Annotated in this window: 20 protein-coding genes; 13 read left to right on the top strand and 7 right to left on the bottom strand. The window is 60.5% G+C overall.

Annotated elements, in window-relative coordinates:
* Positions 1-147 precede the first annotated feature (147 nt).
* The 7 genes from WA225_RS09070 to WA225_RS09040 all read right to left on the bottom strand — a co-directional run bounded on the left by WA225_RS09070 (position 148) and on the right by WA225_RS09040 (position 8,518).
* A complete protein-coding gene (locus tag WA225_RS09070) occupies positions 148-1,572 on the bottom strand; it encodes a gamma-aminobutyraldehyde dehydrogenase (protein ID WP_122598072.1) in 1,425 nt (474 codons plus the stop codon).
* Positions 1,573-1,736: 164 nt separating this feature from the next.
* The gene (locus WA225_RS09065; RefSeq protein ID WP_034154841.1) at positions 1,737-2,564 is read right to left on the bottom strand and encodes an ABC transporter permease; all 828 of its coding nucleotides are present in this window, start codon (positions 2,562-2,564) and stop codon (positions 1,737-1,739) included.
* The gene (locus WA225_RS09060) at positions 2,554-3,474 is read right to left on the bottom strand and encodes an ABC transporter permease (protein WP_400754107.1); all 921 of its coding nucleotides are present in this window, start codon (positions 3,472-3,474) and stop codon (positions 2,554-2,556) included. The genes WA225_RS09065 and WA225_RS09060 overlap by 11 nt, the downstream gene beginning before the upstream one ends.
* Positions 3,475-3,490: 16 nt before the next feature.
* Positions 3,491-4,528 (bottom strand): ABC transporter ATP-binding protein, encoded by a 1,038-nt coding sequence (locus tag WA225_RS09055; protein WP_422607682.1) that lies wholly within the window; start codon positions 4,526-4,528, stop codon positions 3,491-3,493.
* Between the two features lie 251 nt (positions 4,529-4,779).
* Positions 4,780-5,931, bottom strand: coding sequence for a putative ABC transporter substrate-binding protein YdcS (gene ydcS, locus WA225_RS09050; protein WP_108227057.1), 1,152 nt, complete (start codon positions 5,929-5,931; stop codon positions 4,780-4,782).
* Positions 5,932-6,014: 83 nt separating this feature from the next.
* Positions 6,015-7,472: a gamma-aminobutyraldehyde dehydrogenase gene (locus WA225_RS09045; protein ID WP_422607681.1), complete on the bottom strand. Its 1,458-nt coding sequence runs from the start codon at positions 7,470-7,472 to the stop codon at positions 6,015-6,017.
* A 131-nt stretch (positions 7,473-7,603) separates the two neighbouring features.
* Complete coding sequence (locus tag WA225_RS09040) at positions 7,604-8,518, bottom strand: LysR family transcriptional regulator (protein WP_007949637.1); 915 nt, start codon at positions 8,516-8,518, stop codon at positions 7,604-7,606.
* Between the two features lie 176 nt (positions 8,519-8,694).
* Here WA225_RS09040 and WA225_RS09035 point away from each other — a divergent pair, with 176 nt between their 5' ends.
* The 13 genes from WA225_RS09035 (at position 8,695) to WA225_RS08975 (ending at position 24,049) form a co-directional block, all read left to right on the top strand.
* A complete protein-coding gene (locus WA225_RS09035) occupies positions 8,695-9,417 on the top strand; it encodes a tellurite resistance TerB family protein (protein ID WP_422607680.1) in 723 nt (240 codons plus the stop codon).
* 294 nt (positions 9,418-9,711) lie between these two features.
* Positions 9,712-11,334: a methyl-accepting chemotaxis protein gene (locus WA225_RS09030; protein ID WP_422607679.1), complete on the top strand. Its 1,623-nt coding sequence runs from the start codon at positions 9,712-9,714 to the stop codon at positions 11,332-11,334.
* Positions 11,334-11,870, top strand: a complete 537-nt coding sequence (locus tag WA225_RS09025; protein WP_422607678.1) for a chemotaxis protein CheW — start codon at positions 11,334-11,336, stop codon at positions 11,868-11,870. The genes WA225_RS09030 and WA225_RS09025 overlap by 1 nt, the downstream gene beginning before the upstream one ends.
* Positions 11,867-13,138, top strand: coding sequence for a CheR family methyltransferase (locus WA225_RS09020; RefSeq protein WP_422607677.1), 1,272 nt, complete (start codon positions 11,867-11,869; stop codon positions 13,136-13,138). Before WA225_RS09025 ends, WA225_RS09020 begins: the two co-directional genes overlap by 4 nt.
* Positions 13,135-13,818 (top strand): chemotaxis protein CheW, encoded by a 684-nt coding sequence (locus tag WA225_RS09015; protein ID WP_422607676.1) that lies wholly within the window; start codon positions 13,135-13,137, stop codon positions 13,816-13,818. Before WA225_RS09020 ends, WA225_RS09015 begins: the two co-directional genes overlap by 4 nt.
* Complete coding sequence (locus tag WA225_RS09010; RefSeq protein ID WP_422607675.1) at positions 13,815-16,100, top strand: hybrid sensor histidine kinase/response regulator; 2,286 nt, start codon at positions 13,815-13,817, stop codon at positions 16,098-16,100. The genes WA225_RS09015 and WA225_RS09010 overlap by 4 nt, the downstream gene beginning before the upstream one ends.
* Entirely contained in the window at positions 16,097-17,107 is a 1,011-nt protein-coding gene (locus WA225_RS09005) for a chemotaxis response regulator protein-glutamate methylesterase (protein ID WP_422607674.1), read from the top strand. The genes WA225_RS09010 and WA225_RS09005 overlap by 4 nt, the downstream gene beginning before the upstream one ends.
* 48 nt (positions 17,108-17,155) lie before the next feature.
* Complete coding sequence (locus tag WA225_RS09000) at positions 17,156-18,157, top strand: diguanylate cyclase domain-containing protein (protein ID WP_422607673.1); 1,002 nt, start codon at positions 17,156-17,158, stop codon at positions 18,155-18,157.
* Between the two features lie 324 nt (positions 18,158-18,481).
* A protein-coding gene (gene prfB, locus WA225_RS08995; RefSeq protein ID WP_102358477.1) for a peptide chain release factor 2 occupies positions 18,482-19,577 on the top strand; the annotation gives its coding sequence in 2 pieces (ribosomal slippage) (positions 18,482-18,553 and positions 18,555-19,577; 1,095 coding nt in all).
* Positions 19,578-19,691: 114 nt separating this feature from the next.
* Positions 19,692-21,194, top strand: coding sequence for a lysine--tRNA ligase (gene lysS / locus WA225_RS08990; RefSeq protein ID WP_064120555.1), 1,503 nt, complete (start codon positions 19,692-19,694; stop codon positions 21,192-21,194).
* A 104-nt stretch (positions 21,195-21,298) separates the two neighbouring features.
* Entirely contained in the window at positions 21,299-22,012 is a 714-nt protein-coding gene (locus WA225_RS08985; protein WP_422607672.1) for a TetR/AcrR family transcriptional regulator, read from the top strand.
* 171 nt (positions 22,013-22,183) lie between these two features.
* Complete coding sequence (locus WA225_RS08980; protein WP_422607671.1) at positions 22,184-22,738, top strand: hypothetical protein; 555 nt, start codon at positions 22,184-22,186, stop codon at positions 22,736-22,738.
* 60 nt (positions 22,739-22,798) lie between these two features.
* The gene (locus WA225_RS08975; protein WP_422607757.1) at positions 22,799-24,049 is read left to right on the top strand and encodes a flavohemoglobin expression-modulating QEGLA motif protein; all 1,251 of its coding nucleotides are present in this window, start codon (positions 22,799-22,801) and stop codon (positions 24,047-24,049) included.
* The last annotated feature ends 146 nt before the right edge of the window (positions 24,050-24,195 follow it).

The raw sequence follows: 24,195 nt of genomic DNA, 5'->3' as shown, positions 1-24,195 counted from the left end.
AGTTATTGTTAGGTTTTAAATCCTGGTGGTGCGCAGAGCCGGTTTCCGCCTTGAAGCCGGAGTTGACGCCTTCGCGAGCAAGCTCGCTCCCACATTTGGAATGCATTCCCCTGTGGGAGCGAGCTTGCTCGCGAAGCTTTTAAAGGCTTAGTGCTTGAACATCACATGCCGAACCGTGGTGTAGTCCTCCAGCCCATACATGGACATGTCCTTCCCGTAACCGGACAATTTCTGACCGCCATGGGGCATTTCGCTGACGAGCATGAAGTGCGTGTTCACCCACGTGCAGCCGTACTGTAAACGTGCCGACATGCGATGCGCGCGTCCTACATCCGCTGTCCACACCGAGGAGGCGAGGCCGTAGTCCGAATCGTTGGCCCATTCCAGCGCCTGCGCTTCATCGGTGAATTTGGTCACCGAAACCACCGGCCCAAACACTTCGCGTCGAACGATTTCGTCATCCTGCTGGGCATCGGCCAACACGGTCGGTTCAAAGAAGAAGCCGTTGCCATCGACAGCTTTGCCACCAGTGATCAAACGAATGTGCGATTGCGCCACAGCACGCTCGACAAACCCGGCCACGCGGTCGCGATGTTGCGCAGTGATCAGCGGTCCCAGTTCAGTCGACGGATCGTCCTGCAAGCCGTACTTGATGGTGCTGACCGCCGCACCGAGCTTCTCGACAAACTTGTCGTAAATGCCTTGCTGCGCATAGATCCGGCACGCCGCCGTGCAATCCTGACCAGCGTTGTAGAACCCAAAGGTACGAATGCCTTCCACCGCCGCATCGATATCGGCGTCGTCAAAGATGATCACCGGTGCCTTGCCGCCGAGTTCCATGTGCATGCGTTTAACGCTGTCGGCGGTGCTGGAAATGATATTGGCGCCCGTGGCGATGGAGCCGGTCAGCGAAACCATGCGCACTTTCGGATGCGTAACTAACGGACTGCCCACGGTAGGCCCACGACCAAACACCAGATTGAGTACGCCAGCCGGGAATATTTCCGACGCCAGTTCGGCCAGACGCAACGCAGTCAGCGGGGTTTGTTCCGACGGCTTGAGCACCACGGTATTACCGGCCGCCAGCGCCGGGGCGATTTTCCACGCGACCATCATCAGCGGGTAGTTCCACGGCGCGATGGAGGCGATCACGCCGACCGGGTCGCGACGGATCATCGAGGTGTGGCCGGGCAGGTATTCGCCACCGGCCGAACCGCTCATGCAACGGCTGGCGCCGGCGAAGAAACGGAACACGTCGGCAATCGCCGGAATCTCGTCGTTGAGCGCGGCGCTGTAGGGTTTGCCGCAGTTGTCGGATTCGAGTTTGGCCAATTCCTCGCCGTGGGCTTCGATGGCGTCGGCGAGCTTGAGCAGCAGCAGCGAACGGTCTTTCGGCGCGGTTTGCGACCAGTCGGCGAAGGCGTTATCGGCGGCGCGGACGGCGGCGTCGACCTGGGCTTCAGTGGCTTCGTTGATCTCTACCAGCACTTCGCCAAGCGACGGGTTAAGCACCGGTTGCGCCGGGCCTTCGCCGTTGACCAGTTGGCCGTTGATCAAGAGTTTGGTTTGCATGTCTGTTGTCCTCACTAACACTTTTATTGTTCTGGCCGAATCGAGAACCCTGTGGGAGCGAGCTTGCTCGCGAAAGCGGTGTGTCAGTCGACATCAATGTCGGATGTGACGGCCTCTTCGCGAGCAAGCTCGCTCCCACATTTCGATCCGGTTCTTCCCGTAATCTATTTACCGCCGCTACCGGCAACGCTCTCGCCACCGCGCGTCAAGTAATACGCGCCGAGAATCGGCAGCATGGTCACCATCATCACCAGCATCGCGACGACATTGGTCACCGGCACATCCCGTGGCCGGCTGAGCTGATTGAGCAGCCATAACGGCAACGTGCGTTCATGCCCGGCGGTGAACGTGGTGACGATGATTTCGTCGAACGACAGCGCAAACGCCAACATGCCGCCGGCCAGCAACGCCGAACCGAGGTTCGGCAGGATGATGTAGCGAAAGGTCTGCCAGCCATCGGCGCCGAGGTCCATCGAAGCCTCGATCAAACTGTGTGAAGTACGGCGCAGGCGGGCGATAACGTTGTTGTAAACGATCACCACGCAGAAGGTCGCGTGGCCGACGATGATGGTGAACATCCCCGGCTCGATCCCCAGCGTTTTGAACGTCGCCAGCAGCGCGATCCCGGTAATGATCCCCGGCAGCGCAATCGGCAAGATCAGCATCAGCGAAATGCCCTGTTTGCCGAAGAAATCCCGCCGATACAACGCTGCCGAAGCCAGCGTGCCGAGCACCATCGCAATCAACGTGGCGATGGCTGCGATCTGCAATGAGAGCTTGATCGACTCAAGAACATCCGGCCGCGAAAACGCCACGCTGAACCAGTGCAACGTGAAACCCTTTGGCGGGAAACTGAACGCAGCCTCTTCGGTGTTGAAGGCGTAAAGAAAGATGATCAGGATCGGGAAGTGCAGAAACACCAACCCGCCCCAGGCTGCGATCTTCAAGCCTAATGATGCTTTCTCCCCCTGCTTTTCTGAATTAGAGCGCATCGAAAGCCCCCAGTCGTTTGACGATGGACAGGTAAACCGCGATCAACACAATCGGCACCAACGTGAATGCGGCCGCCATCGGCATATTGCCGATCGCACCTTGCTGCGCGTACACCATGCTGCCGACGAAGTACCCCGGCGGCCCGACCAGTTGCGGCACGATGAAGTCGCCCAAGGTCAGCGAAAACGTGAAGATCGAACCGGCGGCGATGCCCGGAATCGACAGCGGCAAAATCACCTGCATAAAGGTCTGACGCGGCTTCGCACCAAGGTCAGCGGAGGCCTGCAACAGCGATGGCGGCAGGCGCTCCAGAGAGGCCTGAATCGGCAGAATCATGAACGGCAGCCAGATATAAACGAACACCATGAATCGCCCAAGATGCGAGGTCGACAAGGTGCTGCCACCGACGCCGGGGATCCCCAGAATGAACTGCAACACCGGCTCCAGCCCCAAGTGCTGCACGAACCATTGCGCCACGCCGCCCTTGGCCAGCAGCAACGTCCACGCATACGCCTTGACGATGTAACTGGCCCACATCGGCATCATCACCGCGATGTAGAAAAACGCCTTGGTTTTGCCGGTGGTGTAGCGCGCCATGTAGTAGGCAATCGGGAACGCGACGATGGCGCTGGCGATCGACACGACGATGGCCATGCTTAGCGTGCGCAGGATGATGTCGAAGTTCGACGGCTGAAACAGCGCAGCGAAATTGGCCAGGGTCAGGTCAGGGGTGACCGCCATGGTGAAGTCGTCGAAGGTGTAGAAGCCCTGCCATAACAGCACCAGCAGAGAGCCAAGATAAATCGCGCCGAACCACAGCAGTGGCGGCACCAGCAGCATCGACAGATACAGGTTTGGCTTGCGGTAGAGCAGGTTGGAAAACCTGCGCAACGGCGGCGATGTTGTCATCGCGAGCGTGCTCATGTCACACCCCGCTCGCCACGGTGTCGTGCAGCGCAATCATCGCTTCCCGCGCCCAACGTGCGCTCAGGCGCTGGCCGGTCTGATGCTGCGCGCTGCTGTCGAGCCACTGATTGTTGGCGTGGCTGATGCTCAGGGTCTGGCCGTTTTCCAGCTTCAATTCATAACGCGTGGCGCTGCCTTGGTACTGGATGTCGTGCAGCAGACCGCTGACTTCGATTTCGTGACTGGCGAGTGGGCCTTCGGCGAAACGCACGTGTTCCGGACGGATTGAAAACGGCTGGGGATGACCGCTGATTTCACGTGCCAGATCGCCGCGAATCACGTTCGAGGTGCCGACGAATTCAGCCACGAATGTAGTCGTTGGTTTCATGTACAGATTGCGCGGAGTGTCGACCTGTTCGATGCGGCCCTTGTTGAACACGGCGACGCGGTCGGACATCGACAGCGCTTCGGTTTGATCGTGGGTGACGAAGATGAAAGTGATGCCGAGCTGGCGTTGCAGCTTCTTCAATTCACTTTGCATTTGCTCGCGAAGTTTCAGATCGAGCGCACCCAAAGGCTCATCGAGCAACAGTACGCGCGGACGATTGACCAAGGCGCGGGCGAGGGCGACACGCTGACGCTGACCGCCGGACAATTGCACCGGTTTGCGTGCGCCATAACCGCCGAGGGCGACCATGTCCAAGGCTTCCTCGGCGCGTTTATGCCGCTCGGTTTTGCCGACGCCTTTGACCTTCAATCCGTAGGCGACGTTGTCGAGAACGTTCATGTGCGGGAACAGCGCGTAATCCTGGAACACCGTGTTGACGTCACGTTGATACGGCGGCAAACCCGCCGCTTCGGCACCGTGGATGCGGATCGAACCGGCGCTCGGTTGTTCAAACCCGGCGATCAGGCGCAGGCAGGTGGTTTTGCCCGAGCCGGAAGGGCCGAGCATGGAAAAGAACTCGCCGTCCTCGATATCGATGGAGACCCGGTCGACGGCTTTTACGTCGCCGAACTGCCGGGAAACGTTGGTGAACTGGACTGCAAGCGTCATGGTGCGGTGCTCCAAAAAGGCGAAGGCCGTCGCAGCGGCCCTGCCTGGACTTCTGAAAAATCTGAAACATCTAACGGTGAATGCGATCTGCTTTTAGCTCCCTCTCCCTCCGGGAGAGGGCGGGGGGTGAGGGTGGCTTTATTGGCCGTTGCTCTGAAGTCAAAGGCAAGGTCAAAAGCCACCCCCTCACCCCAGCCCTCTCCCCCAGGGGGGCGAGGGGGAAAGGGAGCTCGACCGAGGTGCTCCCGGGCTTAGCGGCCGCCCATGATCGCGATGTAGTCTTGGGTCCAGCGGCTATACGGCACAAACTTGCCACCTTCAGCCTGCGGGGTTTTCCAGAAGGCGATCTTGTCGAACTGGTCGAAACCGTTGGTCTTGCAACCTTCAGCACCGAGCAACTCACTCTCCTTGCACGCCGCCGGAACAGCCGGCAACGAACCAAACCACGCCGCCACATCGCCCTGGACTTTCGGTTTCAGCGACCAGTCCATCCACTTGTACGCGCAGTTCGGGTGCTTGGCCTCGGCGTGCAACATGGTGGTGTCAGCCCAACCCGTGGCGCCTTCTTTCGGAATGGTCGAAGCAATCGGCTGCTTCTCGTTCATCAAACCGTTGACCTGATACGGCCAGGCGCTCGACGCCACCACGCCTTCGTTTTTGAAATCGCTCATCTGCACCGTGGTGTCGTGCCAGTAGCGGTGGATCAACGGCTGCTGCGCACGCAACAGATCGAGCACGGCTTTGTACTGATCTTCGGTGAGTTGGTACGGATCCTTGATGCCCAGTTCAGGCTTGGTCGACTTCAGATACAGCGCCGCATCGGCGATGTAGATCGGGCCGTCATAGGCCTGCACGCGGCCCTTGTTCGGCTTGCCGTCGGGCAGATCCTGCGCGGCGAACACCACGTTCCAACTGCTCGGCGCGGTTTTGAACACGTTGGTGTTGTACATCAGCACGTTCGGGCCCCACTGGTACGGGGTGCCGTAAGTCTGCTGGTTGACCACGTACCACGGCGCATCTTTGAGGCGTGGGTCGAGGGTGTTCCAGTTCGGGATCAACGCGGTGTTGATCGGTTGCACACGCTTGCCGACGATCAGCCGCAGCGAGGCATCGCCCGAGGCGGTGACCAGGTCATAACCGCCCTTGGCCATCAGGCTGACCATTTCGTCCGAGGTTGCAGCCGTCTTCACATTGACCTTGCAGCCGGTTTCTTTTTCGAAACCGGTCACCCAGTCGTAGGCCTTGTCGCTTTCGCCACGTTCGATGTAACCCGGCCACGCAACGATATCCAGCTGACCTTCGCCAGCACCGACAGCCTTCAACGGCTCGGCCGCTTGCAGGCTGGCGCTGGCCAGCAGGGCCGTGGTGATTGCACTGAGCAGTGCGGTCTTGTGCACGAACATGGTTGAACCCTCTTCTTTAAATTATGGTCGGGGCAGTTGTGAACGCGGTGCAGCATGCCGTTGGCGGCTTGTTATTAGCGTAGTCAGAGATGCTGGCCGTGGCGGGCCATGATGTGCCGCACCACGCTGTAGTCCTGCAGCGAATCACTGGATAAGTCTTTGCCGTAACCCGAACGTTTCAGCCCGCCGTGGGGCATTTCGCTGACCAGCATGAAATGGCTGTTGATCCAGGTGCAGCCGTACTGCAAGCGCGCGGCAACCTGCATGGCCTTGTCCAGATTCTGCGTCCACACCGACGAGGCGAGGCCGTATTCGGAGTCGTTGGCCCAGTCGACGGCCTGCGCGAGTTCGTCGAAACGGGTCACGGTGACCACCGGGCCGAATACTTCGCGCTGGACGATTTCATCGTTCTGTTTGCAACCGGCGAGCAACGTCGGTTGATAGTAGAAACCGGCGCCGGAATGCACCGCCGCACCGGTCACGCGCTCAATGTGCGGCTGACCGAGGGCGCGTTCGACGAAACTGGCCACTCGATCGCGCTGGCGGGTGCTGATCAGCGGGCCAATCTCGTTGTCTGCATCACGTTTGCCGGCGAAGCGCAGGCTGCTGACGGCGGCGCCGAGTTCGGCGACCAGCTTGTCGTGGATCCCGGCCTGCGCGTAGATCCGGCACGCGGCGGTGCAGTCCTGCCCGGCGTTGTAGTAACCGTAAGTGCGCACGCCATCGACCACGGCCTGGATGTCGGCGTCGTTGCAGACGATCACCGGGGCTTTGCCGCCGAGTTCGAGGTGCGTGCGTTTCAGGGTTTTCGCGGCGGCTTGAAGAATTTTCTGCCCGGTGACGATATCGCCGGTCAGCGAGACCATGCGCACCTTGGCGTGGCCGACCAAATGGCTGCCGACGCCTTCGCCGCCACCGCAGATGATGTTGATCACCCCGCGCGGCAGGATCTCAGCGAGCGCTGGCGCCAGGGCGAGGATCGACAGCGGGGTGTGTTCGGACGGTTTGAACACCAGCGTGTTGCCGGCGGCGAGGGCCGGGGCGATTTTCCACGCGGCCATCATGATCGGGTAATTCCACGGCGCAATCGAGGCGACCACGCCAATCGGATCGCGGCGGACCATGCTGGTGTAGCCCGGCAGGTATTCGCCGCTGAGCTGGCCGGTCTGGCAACGCACGGCGCCGGCGAAGAAACGGAACACGTCGACGGTCGCTGTCAGATCGTCCTGACGCGCCAGGTGCAATGGCTTGCCGCAGTTCAGCGATTCAAGGCGGGCGAGGTGGTCAGCGTGTTTTTCGACGGCGTTGGCGATTTCCAGCAGCAGGTTTGAACGTTGCTGCGGCGTGGTGCGCGACCATTCGGCGAAGGCGCGATGGGCGGCGAGGATGGCGGCTTCGACCTGCTCGGTGCTGGCCTCGGCGATGTGCGTGAGGATTTCACCGGTGGCCGGGTTGATAATCGGCTCGACAAAACCTTCCCCGGCGACCAATTCGCCGTCGATCAACAACGCGGTACACATCGGGATCTGCACGCCAGCCATTTTCCGCGATCTCTTTTCTTGTGTGGCCATTGTTGCTCCCTGATATCGGGAGCCGGCCGTCTTATAGATGCAGCAAGACTAGTGCGCGGCTCCGAGGTCGACAAATTCTAAATACTGAAGGCTGCGTTCGATTAAATAGATGGCTTGCGTCCGCCGTGGGGTTGCTCGCGGGCGACGGTGAGAAATGGATCGACCAGCGCCGGACGCGCGGTGCCACGGCGCCAGGCCAGGCCGACGTCGAGGGTCTGGTTGAGGTCGGCGATGGGCCGCGCTTCGATGATGTCGCCCTCCAGTGACCACGGGCGATAAGTCATGTCCGGCTGAATCGACACGCCCAAACCGGCGGCGACCAGACTTCGCACGGCCTCGGTGGACGCGGTTCTCAGCGTGATCTTCGGTTGCAGCCCGGAACCGCGCCAGAAACGCTGGGCGTTGCGATCCATTTCATCGACGTTGAGTTGAATCAACGGCTCGCGGGCGACATCGGCGAGGTTGATGCTGTCGTGTTCCAGCAATGGGTGCTGCGCTGGCAGCCACAAACGGTGCGGTGAGTGGGTCAGTACTTCAGTCTGCAAGGCGTGGCGATCTTCCAGATTGGAAAGGATCAGCACACCGACATCGATCTCGCCGCTGACCAGCAAATGCTCGATGTAAGGGCGCTCATCCTCCATCACGCGGATCTCGACGTTGGGGTAGGCGCGTTGAAAACGCGTGAGCAGATCTGCCAGGTAATAACCGGCGACCAGACTGGTCACACCGACGATCAACTGCCCGGCGACTTGGTCGGTACTCTGTTGCAGGCTGCGTTTGGCGTTATCCACAGTCGCCAGAATCAGGTGCGCCTGGCGTAGGAATTGATGGCCCTGGTGCGTAAGGGTCATGCCCTTGGCATGGCGGCTGAACAGGCTGACACCGATTTCCTCTTCCAGTTGCTGGATCGCCAGAGTCAGGGTCGATTGGGAAATGAAGGCGGTTTGTGCGGCGGCGGAGATTGAACCGGTCTCGGCCACGGCGATGAAATGACGGATCTGACGCAGGGTCATCATGACGGGAATACCCGGTGGGCGGTTTTTATAGATGGATCTGAGTGTATATCTATTTTAAAGAAGGCCTGCGGGCGGTGAGCAACATCTGGAAGCACACTCGCAAGCAATGCAGGGGCACTTTCGAACTAGGCTGAGGACCTTATAGATCCGGATAACCCCTGTTTTGGAGGCGGAACATGAACACCCGTGGATTGCTCGATCAATTGCTCAAATCCGGCCAGGATCTGTTGCAGAACAAGGCCGGTGGCACGCAGAACAAAGCGTCTGGCGGTGGGCTGGGCGGTTTGCTTGGCGGATCATCCAGCAAGGGCGCTCTCGGCGGTCTGCTCTCCGGCGCGGGCGGCGGTGCATTGGCGGCTGGCGCGATGGGCTTGCTGCTTGGTAACAAGAAAGTGCGCAAGGTCGGCGGTAAAGTCGCGCTCTACGGCGGGCTCGCGGCGCTGGGCGTGCTGGCTTACAAGGCTTACGGCAACTACAACGCGCAAAAAGGCACCGCCCCGCAAAGCGAACCTCAAACCCTCGACCGCCTCCCTGCGGCACAAGCCGAGCAACACAGTCAGGCGATTCTCAAAGCGCTTGTTGCCGCGGCGAAAGCCGACGGCCATATCGATGACCGCGAACGCCAGTTGATCGAAGGCGAATTCAGCAAACTCGACAACGATCAGGAACTGCAACACTGGCTACACGCTGAACTCAACAAACCCCTCGACCCCACCGACGTCGCCGGCGCCGCGAGTACGCCGGAGATGGCGGCAGAAATGTACATCGCCAGTGTGATGCTGGTGGATGAGGAGAACTTTATGGAGAAAAGCTATCTGGATGAACTGGCGCGGCAACTGAAGCTGGAGCCTGGGTTGAAGGTGGAGTTGGAGAAGCAGGTGCGCATCGCATCGGCGTAAATCCGGCTGCCCCCCTTCGCGAGCAAGCTCGCTCCCACAGGGTATTGCGTTTCAATGTGGGAGCGAGTTTGCTCGCGAAGGGATTTTCCGGCGCGCAGCACCCGCAATGACCGATCCATCGCCCCTTTTTGCCATTACCTCACTGGCACGCTAACTCCGGATCGGCGGACAGTCCCACCCCAGAGCCTTCCCGCCAACCCCGCCGGACAGGCACGAGGGGCAAAAGCGTCTTATAAATGAAACACCGCCCTCGGCTATACTCCCCGCATTTCGAATCAGGCATGAGGAATCACTGTGAAGAACTGGACGTTGCGCCAACGCATTTTGGCGAGCTTTGCGGTGATTATCGCCATCATGTTGCTGATGGTCGTCGTTTCATATTCACGGCTGTTGAAGATTGAGGCCGGCGAGCAGAGCGTGCGTCAGGACGCTGTGCCCGGGGTGTATTTCAGTTCGATGATTCGTAGTGCCTGGGTCGACAGTTACTTACAGACTCAGGAATTGCTGGGTCTGAAAAAAGGCCAGGGCATCAGCGCCGAAGACGCGGCGGACTTCAAAGCCTTCGAAGCACGCCTCGCCGAGCAGATGGGCAACTACCAAAGCACCGTGACTACTGACGAGGACAAGGCCGAGTTCGCCGTGTTCAAGCAGGACGTGGTCAACTACAACAAGATTCAGACACAGGTGCTTGATCTGCACCAGAGCAATCTTGACGATGCAGCGACGAAGATGTTCAACGAGCAACTGACCCCCGCCTGGATTGCCGGTCGAATGAAGCTCAACGACATCATCCGCGAGAACAAAGCTGTCGCCGATGAAGCCATGAACAATATCGATGATGCCGTCGCCGCCGCCAAAGTCAGCATGGCCATTTCCCTGTTGGTCGCCGTGCTCGCCGCCGGCCTGTGCGGCCTGTTGCTGATGCGCGCGATCATGGCGCCGATGAACCGCATTGTGCAGATCCTCGAAACCATGCGCACCGGTGACCTCAGTTCGCGTCTGAACCTCGACCGCAAGGACGAGTTCGGCGCCGTCGAAACCGGCTTCAACGACATGATGACCGAGCTGACTTCGCTGGTATCGCAAGCCCAGCGCTCCTCGGTGCAGGTCACCACCTCGGTGACCGAGATCGCTGCGACCTCCAAGCAACAGCAAGCCACCGCCACCGAAACCGCTGCGACCACCACCGAAATCGGCGCGACCTCCCGTGAGATCGCCGCTACGTCGCGCGATCTGGTGCGCACCATGACCGAAGTGTCCACCGCCGCCGATCAGGCTTCGGTGCTTGCCGGCTCCGGCCAGCAAGGCTTGGCACGCATGGAAGACACCATGCACTCGGTGATGGGCGCGGCCGATCTGGTCAACGCCAAACTGGCGATCCTCAATGAGAAGGCCGGCAACATCAATCAGGTAGTGGTGACCATCGTCAAGGTCGCCGACCAGACCAACCTGTTGTCGCTCAACGCGGCGATTGAGGCCGAGAAGGCCGGTGAATACGGTCGCGGTTTTGCCGTGGTAGCCACCGAAGTGCGGCGTCTGGCCGATCAGACTGCGGTCGCCACTTACGACATCGAGCAAATGGTTCGCGAGATCCAGTCGGCGGTGTCGGCCGGTGTGATGGGCATGGACAAGTTCTCCGAAGAAGTGCGCCGTGGCATGTCCGAAGTGCAGCAGGTTGGCGAGCAGTTGTCGCAGATCATCCACCAGGTTCAGGCGCTGGCGCCGCGGGTGTTGATGGTCAACGAGGGCATGCAGGCCCAGGCCACCGGCGCCGAGCAGATCAACCATGCGCTGGTGCAGTTGGGTGACGCCAGCAGCCAGACCGTCGAGTCGTTGCGTCAGGCCAGTTTTGCCATCGACGAACTGAGCCAGGTGGCCGTCGGGCTGCGCAGTGGCGTTTCGCGATTCAAAGTCTGATGAGCGAAATCATCGCCAAACGCAGCGCCGCGCAGGTGGCGAAGCCGGCGTTGTTCCTGCTGTTTCGCATCGGCAGCGAGCGTTACGCCTTGCGCGCCACCGAAGTCGCCGAAGTGTTGCCGCGCCTGCCGTTGAAACCGATCGCGCGGGCGCCGCAATGGGTGGCGGGTGTATTCGCCTATCGCGGTGCGGTGGTGCCGGTCATCGACCTCAGCGCATTGACCTTTGGCCATCCCGCGCAGGCGCGCACCAGTACGCGTCTTGTGCTGGTCAATTATCAGCCTGATGAATCGCGGCCGGTGCAATGGCTCGGGCTGATTCTCGAACAGGCCACCGATACGCTGCGCTGCCATCCACAGGAATTTCAGCCGTATGGCCTCGATAACCGCGAAGCGCCTTACCTCGGCCCCGTGCGTGAAGATGCTCAGGGCTTGGTGCAATGGGTACGGGTCAATGATTTGCTCGCTGACGCGGTGCGTGCCTTGCTGTTCCCCGATCCGCCGCTGAATCCGGCGCAGCTTGAGGCGCAGGCATGAGCAGCGATCAGCGTTTTTTCGACTTCCTCAAGGAGCGCATTGGCCTCGATGTGACCTCGGTGGGCCCGGCGATCATCGAGCGCGCGGTGCGCCAGCGCACGACGCTCTCGCAAGCGGCGCATGCCGATGAGTATTGGCAGTTGCTGCAAGGCTCGAGGGATGAACAACAGGCGCTGATCGAAGCGGTGATCGTTCCCGAGACTTGGTTTTTCCGTTATCCGGAGTCCTTTGCCACGCTGGGCAAATTGGCGCGCAATCGCCTCGCCGAGCTGAACAATATGCGTGCGCTGCGCATTCTCAGCCTGCCGTGTTCCACCGGCGAAGAACCCTATTCGATTGCCATGGCCTTGCTCGATGCCGGGCTCAAGCCTCATCAATTCAAGGTCGACGGCATGGACGTCAGTCCGCTGTCGGTGGAAAAGGCGCGGCGCGCGTTGTACGGCAAGAACTCGTTTCGCGGTCAGGACCTGGACTTTCGCGAACGGCATTTCACGTCTGAGCAGGACGGTCATCGGGTCAACGAAAACGTCCGTGAGCAAGTCCGTTTGCAGGTCGGCAATGTGCTCGATCCAACGCTGCTCGCCAGTGAGCCAGCCTTTGATTTTGTGTTCTGCCGCAACCTGCTGATCTATTTCGATCAGCCGACCCAGAAACTGGTGTTCGAAGTCCTCAAGCGCCTGACTCATTTCGATGGCGTGCTGTTTATCGGCCCGGCCGAGGGCAGTTTGCTCGGGCGTCTGGGCATGCGTTCGATTGGTATCCCGCAGTCGTTTGCGTTCAGCCGTCACAGCGACCCGCACCCCGAGCCACTGCCGACACCGAAACCGATCGCGGTGCCGCTCAGCCAACCGCCACGCAGCACGCCGCCAGCGCCAGTGCTCCATCGACCGTTTGCTGCGGTGACACCACTGCCGACCACCAGCAAAAGTGCGAACCCGGACGCGGCGAACCTGCTGGCGAACATCGCCGCGCTGGCCAACGAAGGCAAAAGTGCCGAGGCCCGCGCCGCGTGCGAGCAGTATTTGCGCAGCCACGAACCGGTGGCTCAAGTGTTTTATTGGCTCGGCCTGCTCAGCGATGTGGCTGGCCTGACCCTCGAAGCCCAGGGGTTCTACCGCAAGGCGTTGTACCTCGCGCCGCAACACCCCGAAGCGTTGATGCACCTGGCCGCGTTGCTGCAGGCTCAGGGCGACAGCGCCGGTGCCAGACGATTGCAGGAGCGTGCCGCCCGTAGCGGCCGCACCGCCGGCAGTGAGCGTAAACGATGATCCCGTCCGACACCTTGAACGTCACCCACGAAGACGCCCGGGCCATCGACGATTGCTGGAACCGCATCGGCATCCACGGCGACAAGTCCTGTCCGCTGCTGGCCGAGCACATTCATTGCCGCAATTGCTCGGTGTACTCCGCCGCCGCAACGCGCCTGCTCGACCGTTATGCGTTGCAGCAGGACGAACGCGACCCGGTGGCCACTGCCGTTGAAACGGACGTGAAGACCCGTTCATTGCTGATGTTCCGCCTCGGCGAAGAATGGCTCGGCCTGGCGACGCGCAGCCTTGTTGAAGTGGCGCCGTTGCAGGCGATTCACTCGTTGCCGCACCAGCGCTCGCGCGCTCTGCTCGGCGTGGCCAATGTGCGTGGCGCGCTGGTGGCGTGCCTGTCACTGGTTGAATTGCTCGATCTGGATGCCAGCGCCGCTCCGGCGGCCAGCGGGCGAATCATGCCGCGCATGTTGATCATCGCGGCCCATGGCGGGCCGGTGGTGGTGCCGGTGGATGAGGTTTACGGCATCCATGCCATCGATGAGCGAATCCTCGACGCCGCGTCGCAATCCGGCGTGCAGGCCAGCGCCAAATTCACCCGTGGCGTCTTGCAGTTTCGCGATCGCAGTTTGCGTTGGCTGGATGAAGAACAGCTGCTGTCCGCCGTGACCCGGAGCCTGACATGACCCCCGAGCAAATGCGCGACGCCTCGCTGCTTGAGCTGTTCAGCCTTGAAGCCGAAGCCCAGACCCAAGTGCTCAACGCCGGGCTGCTGGCGCTGGAGCGTAATCCGACCCAGGCCGATCAACTGGAATCGTGCATGCGCGCGGCGCACTCGCTCAAAGGAGCGGCGCGCATCGTCGGCATCGACAGCGGTGTCAGCGTTGCGCATGTCATGGAAGATTGTCTGGTCAGCGCGCAGGAAGGGCGCCTGCTGCTGCGCCCCGAGCACATCGATGCGTTGTTGCAGGGCACTGATTTGCTGATGCGCATTGCCACGCCGGCGAATGCTCCGCAACCGGCTGACATCGAAGCGTATGTGGCGTTGATGGCGCAACTGCTCGATCCATCGTCCGCGCCTGTCGCCGCAGCGCCAGTCATGGCCGAATTGCAATTGGAGGCTCCGCGAGTTGAGCCGACGCCGCCAGCGCCCAGCATCGACGTTGCAAGTGAGACGCCAGAACCGGCACCGCGCAAAAACAAACGCGCCACCGAAGGTGGCGAACGCGTCTTGCGCGTTACCGCCGAACGCCTGAACAGCCTGCTCGATCTGTCGAGCAAATCGCTGGTGGAAACCCAGCGCCTGAAACCGCATCTGGCGACCATGCAGCGCCTCAAGCGCATGCAGAACAACGGTCTTCGCGCGCTGGAAAACCTCAACGTCCATCTCAAGGAACACGCGCTGAGTCTCGAGGCGCTGGAGGCCTTGGAGGATGCCCGCCGTTTGCTCGCCGAATCCCAGCAATTGCTGAGCGAGAAAAACGCCGAGCTCGACGAATTTGCCTGGCAGGCCAGCCAGCGGGCACAAGTGCTCTACGACACCGCACTGGCCTGCCGCATGCGACCCTTCGCCGATGTGCTCAGCGGTCAGGTGCGCATGGTCCGTGATCTGGGCCGCAGCCTGGGCAAGCAGGTACGCCTGGAGATCGAAGGCGAAAAAACTCAGGTCGACCGCGACGTGCTGGAGAAGCTCGAAGCGCCGTTGACTCATTTGTTGCGCAACGCCGTCGATCACGGCATCGAAACCCCGGAACAACGCCTGCTCCAAGGCAAACCCGAAGAAGGCCTGATTCGCCTGCGCGCCTCACATCAGGCCGGTCTGCTGGTGCTGGAGCTGAGCGATGACGGCAACGGTGTCGATCTGGAAAAGGTTCGCCGCAGCATCGTCGAACGGCAGTTATCCCCAGCGGAAACGGCGGCGCAGTTGAGCGAGGAAGAACTGCTGACCTTCCTGTTCCTCCCCGGTTTCAGTCTGCGCGACACGGTCACCGAAGTGTCTGGCCGGGGCGTCGGCCTCGATGCCGTTCAGCATATGGTGCGTCAGTTGCGCGGGGCCGTGGTGCTGGAACAGACGGCGGGCGAGGGCAGTCGCTTTCATCTGGAAGTGCCGCTGACCTTGTCGGTGGTGCGCAGTCTGGTCGTCGAAGTCGGCGAAGAGGCGTATGCCTTCCCGCTGGCGCACATCGAGCGTATGTGCGATCTGGCCCCTGAAGACATTGTGCAAGTCGAAGGCCGTCAGCATTTCTGGCACGAAGGCCAGCACGTCGGCCTGGTCGCGGCCAGCCAGTTGCTCAACCGCCCGGCCAGCCAGAACAGCGGCGAAACCCTTAAAGTCGTGGTGATCCGCGAACGTGATGCGGTTTATGGCGTTGCCGTAGAGCGCTTCATTGGCGAGCGCACGCTGGTGGTCTTGCCACTCGACGAGCGTCTGGGCAAAGTGCAGGACATCTCTGCGGGCGCCTTGCTCGACGACGGTTCGGTGGTATTGATCGTCGACGTCGAAGACATGCTGCGGTCTGTGGATAAACTGCTCAACACCGGGCGCCTGGAGCGCATTGCCCGCCGCGGCAATCAGGCCGCCGAGGCTACGCGCAAGCGGGTGCTGGTGGTCGACGATTCGCTGACCGTGCGCGAGTTGCAACGCAAGCTGCTGCTCAATCGCGGCTACGACGTCGCGGTGGCGGTGGATGGCATGGACGGTTGGAACGCATTGCGTTCGGAGGACTTCGATTTGCTCATCACCGACATCGACATGCCGCGCATGGACGGCATCGAGTTGGTCACGCTGCTGCGCCGCGACAACCGTCTGCAGTCGCTGCCGGTGATGGTCGTGTCGTACAAGGATCGGGAAGAGGATCGCCGCCGTGGACTGGATGCCGGGGCGGACTATTATTTAGCCAAAGCCAGTTTTCATGACGACGCCCTGCTCGACGCAGTGGTCGAGCTCATCGGAGGAGCGCGGGCATGAAGATCGCAATCGTCAACGATATGCCAATGGCGGTGGAGGCCCTGCGTCGTGCACTGGCCTTCGAGCCGGCGCATCAAGTGCTCTGGGTCGCCCGCAACGGCGCCGAAGCAGTGCAACTGTGCGCCGAGAACACCCCGGATCTGATCCTGATGGATTTGATTATGCCGGTGATGGATGGCGTCGAAGCCACGCGCCGGATCATGGCCGAAAGCCCGTGCGCCATCGTCATCGTTACCGTCGACCGCCAGCAGAACGTGCACCGCGTCTTTGAAGCCATGGGCCACGGCGCGCTGGACGTGGTCGATACGCCAGCACTCGGTGCCGGCGACGCTCGGGAAGCGGCCGCGCCGTTGCTGCGCAAGATCCTCAACATTGGCTGGCTGATTGGCGACAAGCCGCAACGCTCGCGCCCGACGCCGACACCCCAGCGCAGCTCCGCTTCGCGCCAGCGGCTGGTGGCGATCGGCTCGTCCGCCGGTGGGCCGGCAGCGCTGGAAGTATTGCTCAAAGGCTTGCCGAGGGATTTCTCGGCAGCCATCGTGCTGGTGCAGCATGTCGATCAGGTATTCGCCGCCGGCATGGCCGAATGGCTGGCCAGCGCCAGCGGCCTCAATGTACGACTGGCCCGTGAAGGCGAACCGCCGCAGGCCGGTTCGGTATTGCTGGCGGGCACCAATCACCATATTCGCTTGTTGAAAAACGGCACGCTGGCTTACACAGCCGAGCCAGTGAACGAGATTTACCGTCCCTCGATCGACGTGTTTTTCGAAAGTGTCGCCAGCTATTGGGATGGCGACGCTGTCGGGGTTTTATTGACCGGGATGGGACGCGACGGGGCGCAAGGGCTTAAGCTCATGCGCCAACAGGGTTATCTGACCATCGCGCAGGATCAGCAAAGCAGTGCGGTGTACGGCATGCCCAAGGCCGCAGCGGCCATTGATGCCGCCGTAGAAATACGTCCACTGGAAAGAATAGCGCCACGATTGCAGGAGATTTTCCCCAAATGATCAGGTCAATCCGCAATCCTGGCCCCCGCAGTACTCAGGTGACCGCCCATGAATGACTTACAGATCGACGACATTAAAACCGACGAAAACGCCGCCATGGTGTTGTTGGTGGACGATCAGGCGATGATCGGCGAAGCCGTGCGCCGTGGGCTGTCGAATGAAGAGAACATCGACTTCCACTTCTGCTCCGACCCGCATCAGGCCATTGCGCAGGCGGTGCGGATCAAGCCGACGGTGATTCTGCAGGATCTGGTCATGCCCGGCCTCGATGGCCTGAGCCTGGTGCGTGAATACCGCAATCACCCGGCGACCAAGGACATTCCGATCATCGTCCTGTCGACCAAGGAAGACCCGCTGATCAAGAGCGCGGCGTTCTCGGCCGGGGCCAATGATTATCTGGTGAAACTGCCGGACACCATCGAACTGGTCGCACGCATCCGTTATCACTCGCGCTCCTACATGACGCTGTTGCAACGTGACGCGGCGTATCGCGCGCTGCGGGTCAGCCAGCAGCAATTGCTCGACACCAATCTGGTGCTGCAACGCCTGATGAACTCCGATGGCCTGACCGGGTTGTCCAATCGTCGCCACTTCGATGAGTACCTGGAGCTGGAGTGGCGCCGTTCATTGCGCGACCAGAGCCAGTTGTCGCTGTTGATGATCGACGTTGATTACTTCAAGCACTACAACGACAGTTTTGGCCACGTTGAAGGCGACGAAGCCCTGCGCAAGGTTGCCACGGCGATTCGCGATGCCAGCGCCCGACCGTCGGACCTGCCAGCGCGTTATGGCGGTGAGGAATTTGTGCTGGTGCTGCCGAACACCTCGCCGGGCGGCGCGCGACTGGTCGCGGAAAAGCTGCGGCAGACTGTGGTTTCGCTGAAGATTCCGCACAACACTCCGGCGGAAGGGGCGAGCCTGACCATCAGTATTGGTCTGGCGACGATGGTGCCGCAGTCGGGCAGCGATTGTCGGTTGCTGATTTCGGCGGCGGATCGTGGCCTTTATCTGGCTAAGAACAACGGTCGTAACCAGGTCGGGATCGAGTAACGGCTTTCCCTCATCGGAACGCCGCCCGCCCAGCCCTCTCCCGGAGGGAGAGGGGGCCGACCGAGGTGTCTGGCGCTATACATCGACCTGATCGAGCGAGTCGATTATGGATCTTCAGGCTTGGCACTTCCGGATTCGGCAAAGCCATTTCAGGTCGGCGTACCTTCCGAATATCCCCCAATCAGTCCCCTCTACCTCCGGGAGAGGGTTAGGGTGAGGGCAAAGGCTTTAATGATCCCCACACCCGCCAGACGGGCTGCCGTCACAGCCTGATTACGTTATACTCGCCGGCTTTCAAAAGTTCGCCAACGAGTGCTGCCCGTCATGGAAATCAACCCGATCCTGAATACCATCAAGGACCTGTCCGAGCGCTCCGAAACTATTCGGGGGTATCTTTGACTACGATCAAAAGCATGAGCGTCTGACTGAAGTCAATCGCGAGCTTGAAGATCCGAGTGTCTGGAACAAACCTGAATACGCCCAGGAGTTGGGACGTGAGCGTTCGGCGCTGGCGCAGATCGTCGACACCCTCGACGAACTGAACGCTGGCCTGGCCGATTGCCGCGACCTGCTGGACATGGCCGTCGAAGAGAACGACGAAGGCGCAGTGGGCGATGTCGTCGCCGAGCTGGCCCGTCTCGAGGAAAATCTGGCCAAGCTGGAATTCCGCCGCATGTTCAGCCATGAAATGGACCCGAACAACGCCTACCTGGATATCCAGGCCGGTTCCGGCGGCACCGAAGCCCAGGACTGGGCCAACATCCTCCTGCGCATGTACCTGCGCTGGGCGGACAAGCGCGGTTTCGACGCGACCATCATGGAATTGTCGGCCGGTGAAGTCGCCGGTATCAAAGGCGCGACCGTGCACATCAAGGGCGAATACGCCTTTGGCTGGCTGCGTACCGAGATCGGCGTGCACCGTCTGGTGCGCAAGAGCCCGTTCGACTCCGGCAACCGTCGCCACACCTCGTTCTCCGCAGTTTTCGTCTCGCCAGAGATCGACGACAAGGTCGAAATCGAAATCAACCCGGCAGATCTGCGGATCGACACCTATCGTTCCTCCGGTGCCGGTGGTCAGCACGTAAACACCACCGACTCGGCCGTACGGATTACTCACGTACCGACCAACACCGTGGTCAGCTGCCAGAACGAACGTTCCCAGCACGCCAACAAAGACACCGCCATGAAAATGCTGCGGGCCAAGTTGTACGAGCAGGAAATGCAGAAACGCAACGCCGCGTCGCAAGCGCTGGAAGACACCAAGTCCGACATCGGCTGGGGTCACCAGATTCGCTCGTACGTGCTCGATGCGTCGCGGATCAAGGATCTGCGCACCAACATCGAACGCAGCGACTGCGACAAGGTACTCGACGGCGATATCGACGAATACCTGTATGCCAGCCTGAAATCGGGCCTGTAAAAGACGCAATACAGCATCGGCTGATTCAAGCCGATCCCTGTAGGAGCCAGCCCTGCTGGCGATCCCCGGGCCGCAAGGTCCGGGGGCAACGAACCTGATGGAATATCTAAAGACATGAGCGACCAACAACTCGACCCGCAAGCCCTGCAACAGGAAGAAAACTCCCTGATCGCCCTGCGCAAGGAAAAGCTGGCTGCCGAGCGCGCCAAGGGCAACGCCTTCCCGAATGACTTCCGCCGCGAAAACTACTGCGAAGATCTGCAGAAAAAATACGCGGACAAGACCAAGGAAGAGCTGGCAGAGGCTGCAATCCCGGTCAAGGTTGCCGGTCGCATCATGCTCAACCGTGGCTCGTTCATGGTGATCCAGGACATGACCGGTCGCATCCAGGTTTACGTCAACCGTAAAACCCTGTCGGAAGACACCCTGGCCGCGGTGAAAACCTGGGACATGGGCGACATCATTGCCGCCGAAGGTACCCTGGCGCGTTCCGGCAAGGGTGACCTGTACGTTGAAATGACCAGCGTGCGTCTGCTGACCAAATCGCTGCGCCCGCTGCCGGACAAGCACCACGGCCTGACCGACACCGAACAGCGTTACCGTCAGCGCTACGTTGACCTGATCGTCAACGACGAAGTACGCCAGACGTTCCGCGTGCGTTCGCAAGTGATCGCGCACATCCGCAGCTTCCTGATGAAGCGCGACTTCCTCGAAGTCGAAACGCCGATGCTGCAGACCATTCCTGGCGGCGCTGCGGCCAAGCCGTTCGAAACTCACCACAACGCGCTGGACATGGAAATGTTCCTGCGTATCGCCCCGGAGCTGTACCTCAAGCGTCTGGTGGTTGGTGGCTTTGAAAAGGTCTTCGAGATCAACCGCAACTTCCGTAACGAAGGCGTCTCGACCCGTCACAACCCTGAATTCACCATGTTGGAGTTCTATCAGGCGTACGCCGATTACGAAGACAACATGGACCTGACCGAAGAACTGTTCCGCGAACTGGCGCAGCTGGTGTTGGGTAGCACCGACGTGCCATACGGCGACAAGGTGTTCCACTTCGGCGAGCCGTTCGTGCGTCTGTCGGTGTTCGACTCGATCCTCAAGTACAACCCTGAGCTGACTGCCGATGATCTGAACGACATCGACAAGGCCCGCGCCATCGCCAAGAAGGCCGGCGCCAAGGTGCTCGGCTTCGAAGGTCTGGGCAAACTGCAGGTGATGATTTTCGAAGAACTGGTCGAGCACAAGCTGGAACAGCCGCACTTCATCACTCAGTACCCGTTCGAAGTGTCGCCGCTGGCCCGTCGCAACGACGACAACCCGAACGTCACCGACCGTTTCGAGCTGTTCATCGGTGGCCGTGAAATCGCCAACGCTTACTCCGAGTTGAACGACGCGGAAGACCAAGCCGAGCGCTTCATGGCGCAGGTGGCCGACAAGGACGCCGGCGACGACGAAGCCATGCACTACGACGCCGACTTCGTGCGCGCGCTGGAGTACGGCATGCCGCCAACGGCCGGTGAAGGCATCGGCATCGACCGTCTGGTGATGTTGCTGACCAATTCGCCGTCGATTCGCGATGTGATCCTGTTCCCGCACATGCGACCGCAAGCGTAAACGTTTCAGTTAAAAAGCCGCCTAAAACAGGCGGCTTTTTATTGCCTGTCTGGTACAAATGTATCAATTGGTTACTTTTGAATTGCAGAGGAAGTTCTGTCGTGATGGGTGCAATAGCTCAAGAAGGTGCAGCGGGTATCGCCACTGCGGTCGCTGAAAGTGTTCAGTACCAGGGTCGCAAGGCCAGCCGACAGGGCAGTGAGCAGCGTCGCCAGGACATTCTCGACGCCGCGATGCGCATTGTCGTGCGTGACGGCGTGCGCGCCGTGCGTCACCGCGCAGTCGCCGCCGAGGCCGGTGTGCCGTTGTCGGCGACCACCTATTACTTCAAGGATATCGACGACCTGCTCACCGATACCTTCGCTCAATACGTTGAGCGCAGCGCGGCGTACATGGCCAAGTTGTGGGTCAACAATGAAGGCTTGCTGCGTGAAATGGTGGTCAGCGGTGACGGCAGCCCTGAGTCGCGCTCGCAACTGGCCGATGACATTGCGCGGCTGATGGCCGACTACGTGCATCGTCAGTTGGTTAACCGTCGTGAGCATTTGATGGCCGAACAGGCGTTCCGCCAGGAAGCGTTGCTCAATCCGCGTCTGGCGATTCTGGTGCGCTCGCATCAGCAGATTCTGTTGCAGGGCACTTGCCAGTTGTTCCAGGTGTTGGGCTCGCGTGAACCGCAACAGGATGCCAAGGTGTTGACGGCGATTATCGGACGGATGGAATATCAGGGCCTGCTCAACGACGCCGAGCCTTTGGCCGAACAAGACATGCTCGGCATTCTGACGCGCTACATGCACTTGGTGCTCGCGTCGGTCTGACCACAAGATCATTCCCACGCTCTGCGTGGGAATGCCGCCCGGGACGCTCCGCGTCCCTTGCCGACATGACGCAGAGCGTCAGTGGATGCATTCCCACGCAGAGCGTGGGAACGATCAATCACAGGTTCGGTGGCGTATTCAAGGGCGGCGAATGTTCATAGGGAGTGTTGAATGAAAGCCTGGCGTGGCGTGCTGATCGCCTTGTCGTTCCTGCTGCTCAGTGGCTGTCTGGTGACCTTCAAGGAGCCGCTGGCAGCCAGTGACCCGGCGCCCAAGGGTTTGCTCGGCAAATGGTCGAGCACCAATGCCTGGGGCGAGCCGATGAACCTTGAACTGACCCGGCTGGGCAATGACCGCTATCAGGCCGTCACGTACTTCAAGGCCAAACCCCACGAACGCGAAGCCTATCCGTTCACCGTGTCGCGCCACGGCAGCCGCTGGTATCTGTCGGCGAAAGTCCCGGCGCGCTATGGCGGCCACTTCACCATCGCCGGTTTCGAACTCACCGATAAACACGAATTGGTGCTCTATAACCTCGATCTCGAGCAGATCAATCAAGCCATCAAACAAAAAAACCTCGACGGTCAGGCCTTCCAGACCGACGATGGCGACGGCGTGCAGGTCGACAGCAGCCTCGACAAGGTCTTTGCTTACCTCGATGATCCGGCCAATTCCGATGTCTTCGTTGAAGCCGTACGCTACCAGCGCCAGGCCCGCGCCAAATAATTCAGAACGTCAGGTTTTCTACAGGAGTTTCGGGTGGACGATTACCAGCAGACGATACGCATGTTGTCCGACCGCATTGTGCTGGCGCAGACGCCGATCCGTGTGCTCGACGCGGTCAAGTGGGACGAGAACATTCGCAAGGGATTTCTCAAGGCCAAAGGCAAGGAAATGCCGGCGGTGGATCGCGACTATTACCTCAATCGGCCGCTGAGTTTCGATTCGAGCAAGGTCAAACTGGAATTCCAGAACATCGAGCGCGACATCACCCGCCAGCTCGGCCAGTTCAACCCGGTCGGGCAGATCATGCGGCGCATGTGCAAGGAATACCGCATGGTCGTGCGCATGCTCGAAGCGCGCGGCACCGAGGATTTTGGCCTGATTTCGCAAGAGCTGTATGGCGCCGCGTCCGATGCGTTCCACGCCGGTGACCCGACCCTGGCCGACCTTGGCCTGATGATGTCCGACTACCTGAACAACATCGACGGCCGTGGCGATCTGAAGGATGAACCGAAAATTCTCACCGCCAAAGACGCTGTGCACTTGCTGCAAACCCGTCTGAACAAAGTCTTCGGTGAGGCCGAGGAAACCATCCGCGTGTTCGAGTCCGACGGCATCGTTGCCGACGCGGCGGCGGGCGCCGATTACATCAAGATCCGCACCGACGCGATGTTCAACGACCGCGACGTGCGTGCGCTGGAAGTCCATGAAGGCCTGGTCCACGTCGGCACCACGCTCAATGGTTTGAATCAGCCGATCTGCACCTTCCTCTCCAAAGGCCCGCCGTCGTCTACGGTGACCCAGGAGGGTTTGGCGATCCTGATGGAAATCATCACCTTCGCCTCCTACCCGAGTCGTCTGCGCAAACTGACCAACCGCACCCGCGCCATTCACATGGTCGAGGAGGGCGCGGACTTCCTGCAGGTGTTCGAGTTCTTCCGCGAGCAGGGTTTCGAAATGGCGGAAAGCTACGGCAATGCCAGTCGGGTGTTCCGTGGATCGACGCCGACCGGGCTGCCATTCACCAAAGACTTGTCCTACCTCAAGGGCTTCATCATGGTTTACAACTACATTCAGTTGGCCGTGCGTAAGGGCAAGCTTGAGCAGATCCCGCTGTTGTTCTGCGGCAAGACCACCCTGGAAGACATGCGTACTTTGCGCCAGTTGGTGGATGAAGGGCTGGTGGTGGCGCCGAAGTATCTGCCGGATCAGTTCCGCGATTTGAATGCGTTGTCGGCGTGGATGTGCTTCTCCAACTTCCTCAATCATTTAAGCCTGGACCGGATCGAAGCGGATTACTCCAACATCCTCTAACCCACACCGATCGTTCCCACGCTCTGCGTGGGAATGCATCCCGTGACGCTCCGCGTCACAGTGGACGCGGAGCGTCCATGGCGGCGTTCCCACGCAGAGCGAGGGAACGATCTATTGTGTTCCAACCCGAATCTTTCGCGAGGTTT

The organism is Pseudomonas sp. (genome assembly GCF_049300855.1).
Taxonomy (GTDB): Bacteria; Pseudomonadota; Gammaproteobacteria; order Pseudomonadales; family Pseudomonadaceae; genus Aquipseudomonas.
This window is presented reverse-complemented; position numbering and strand designations above follow the sequence as displayed.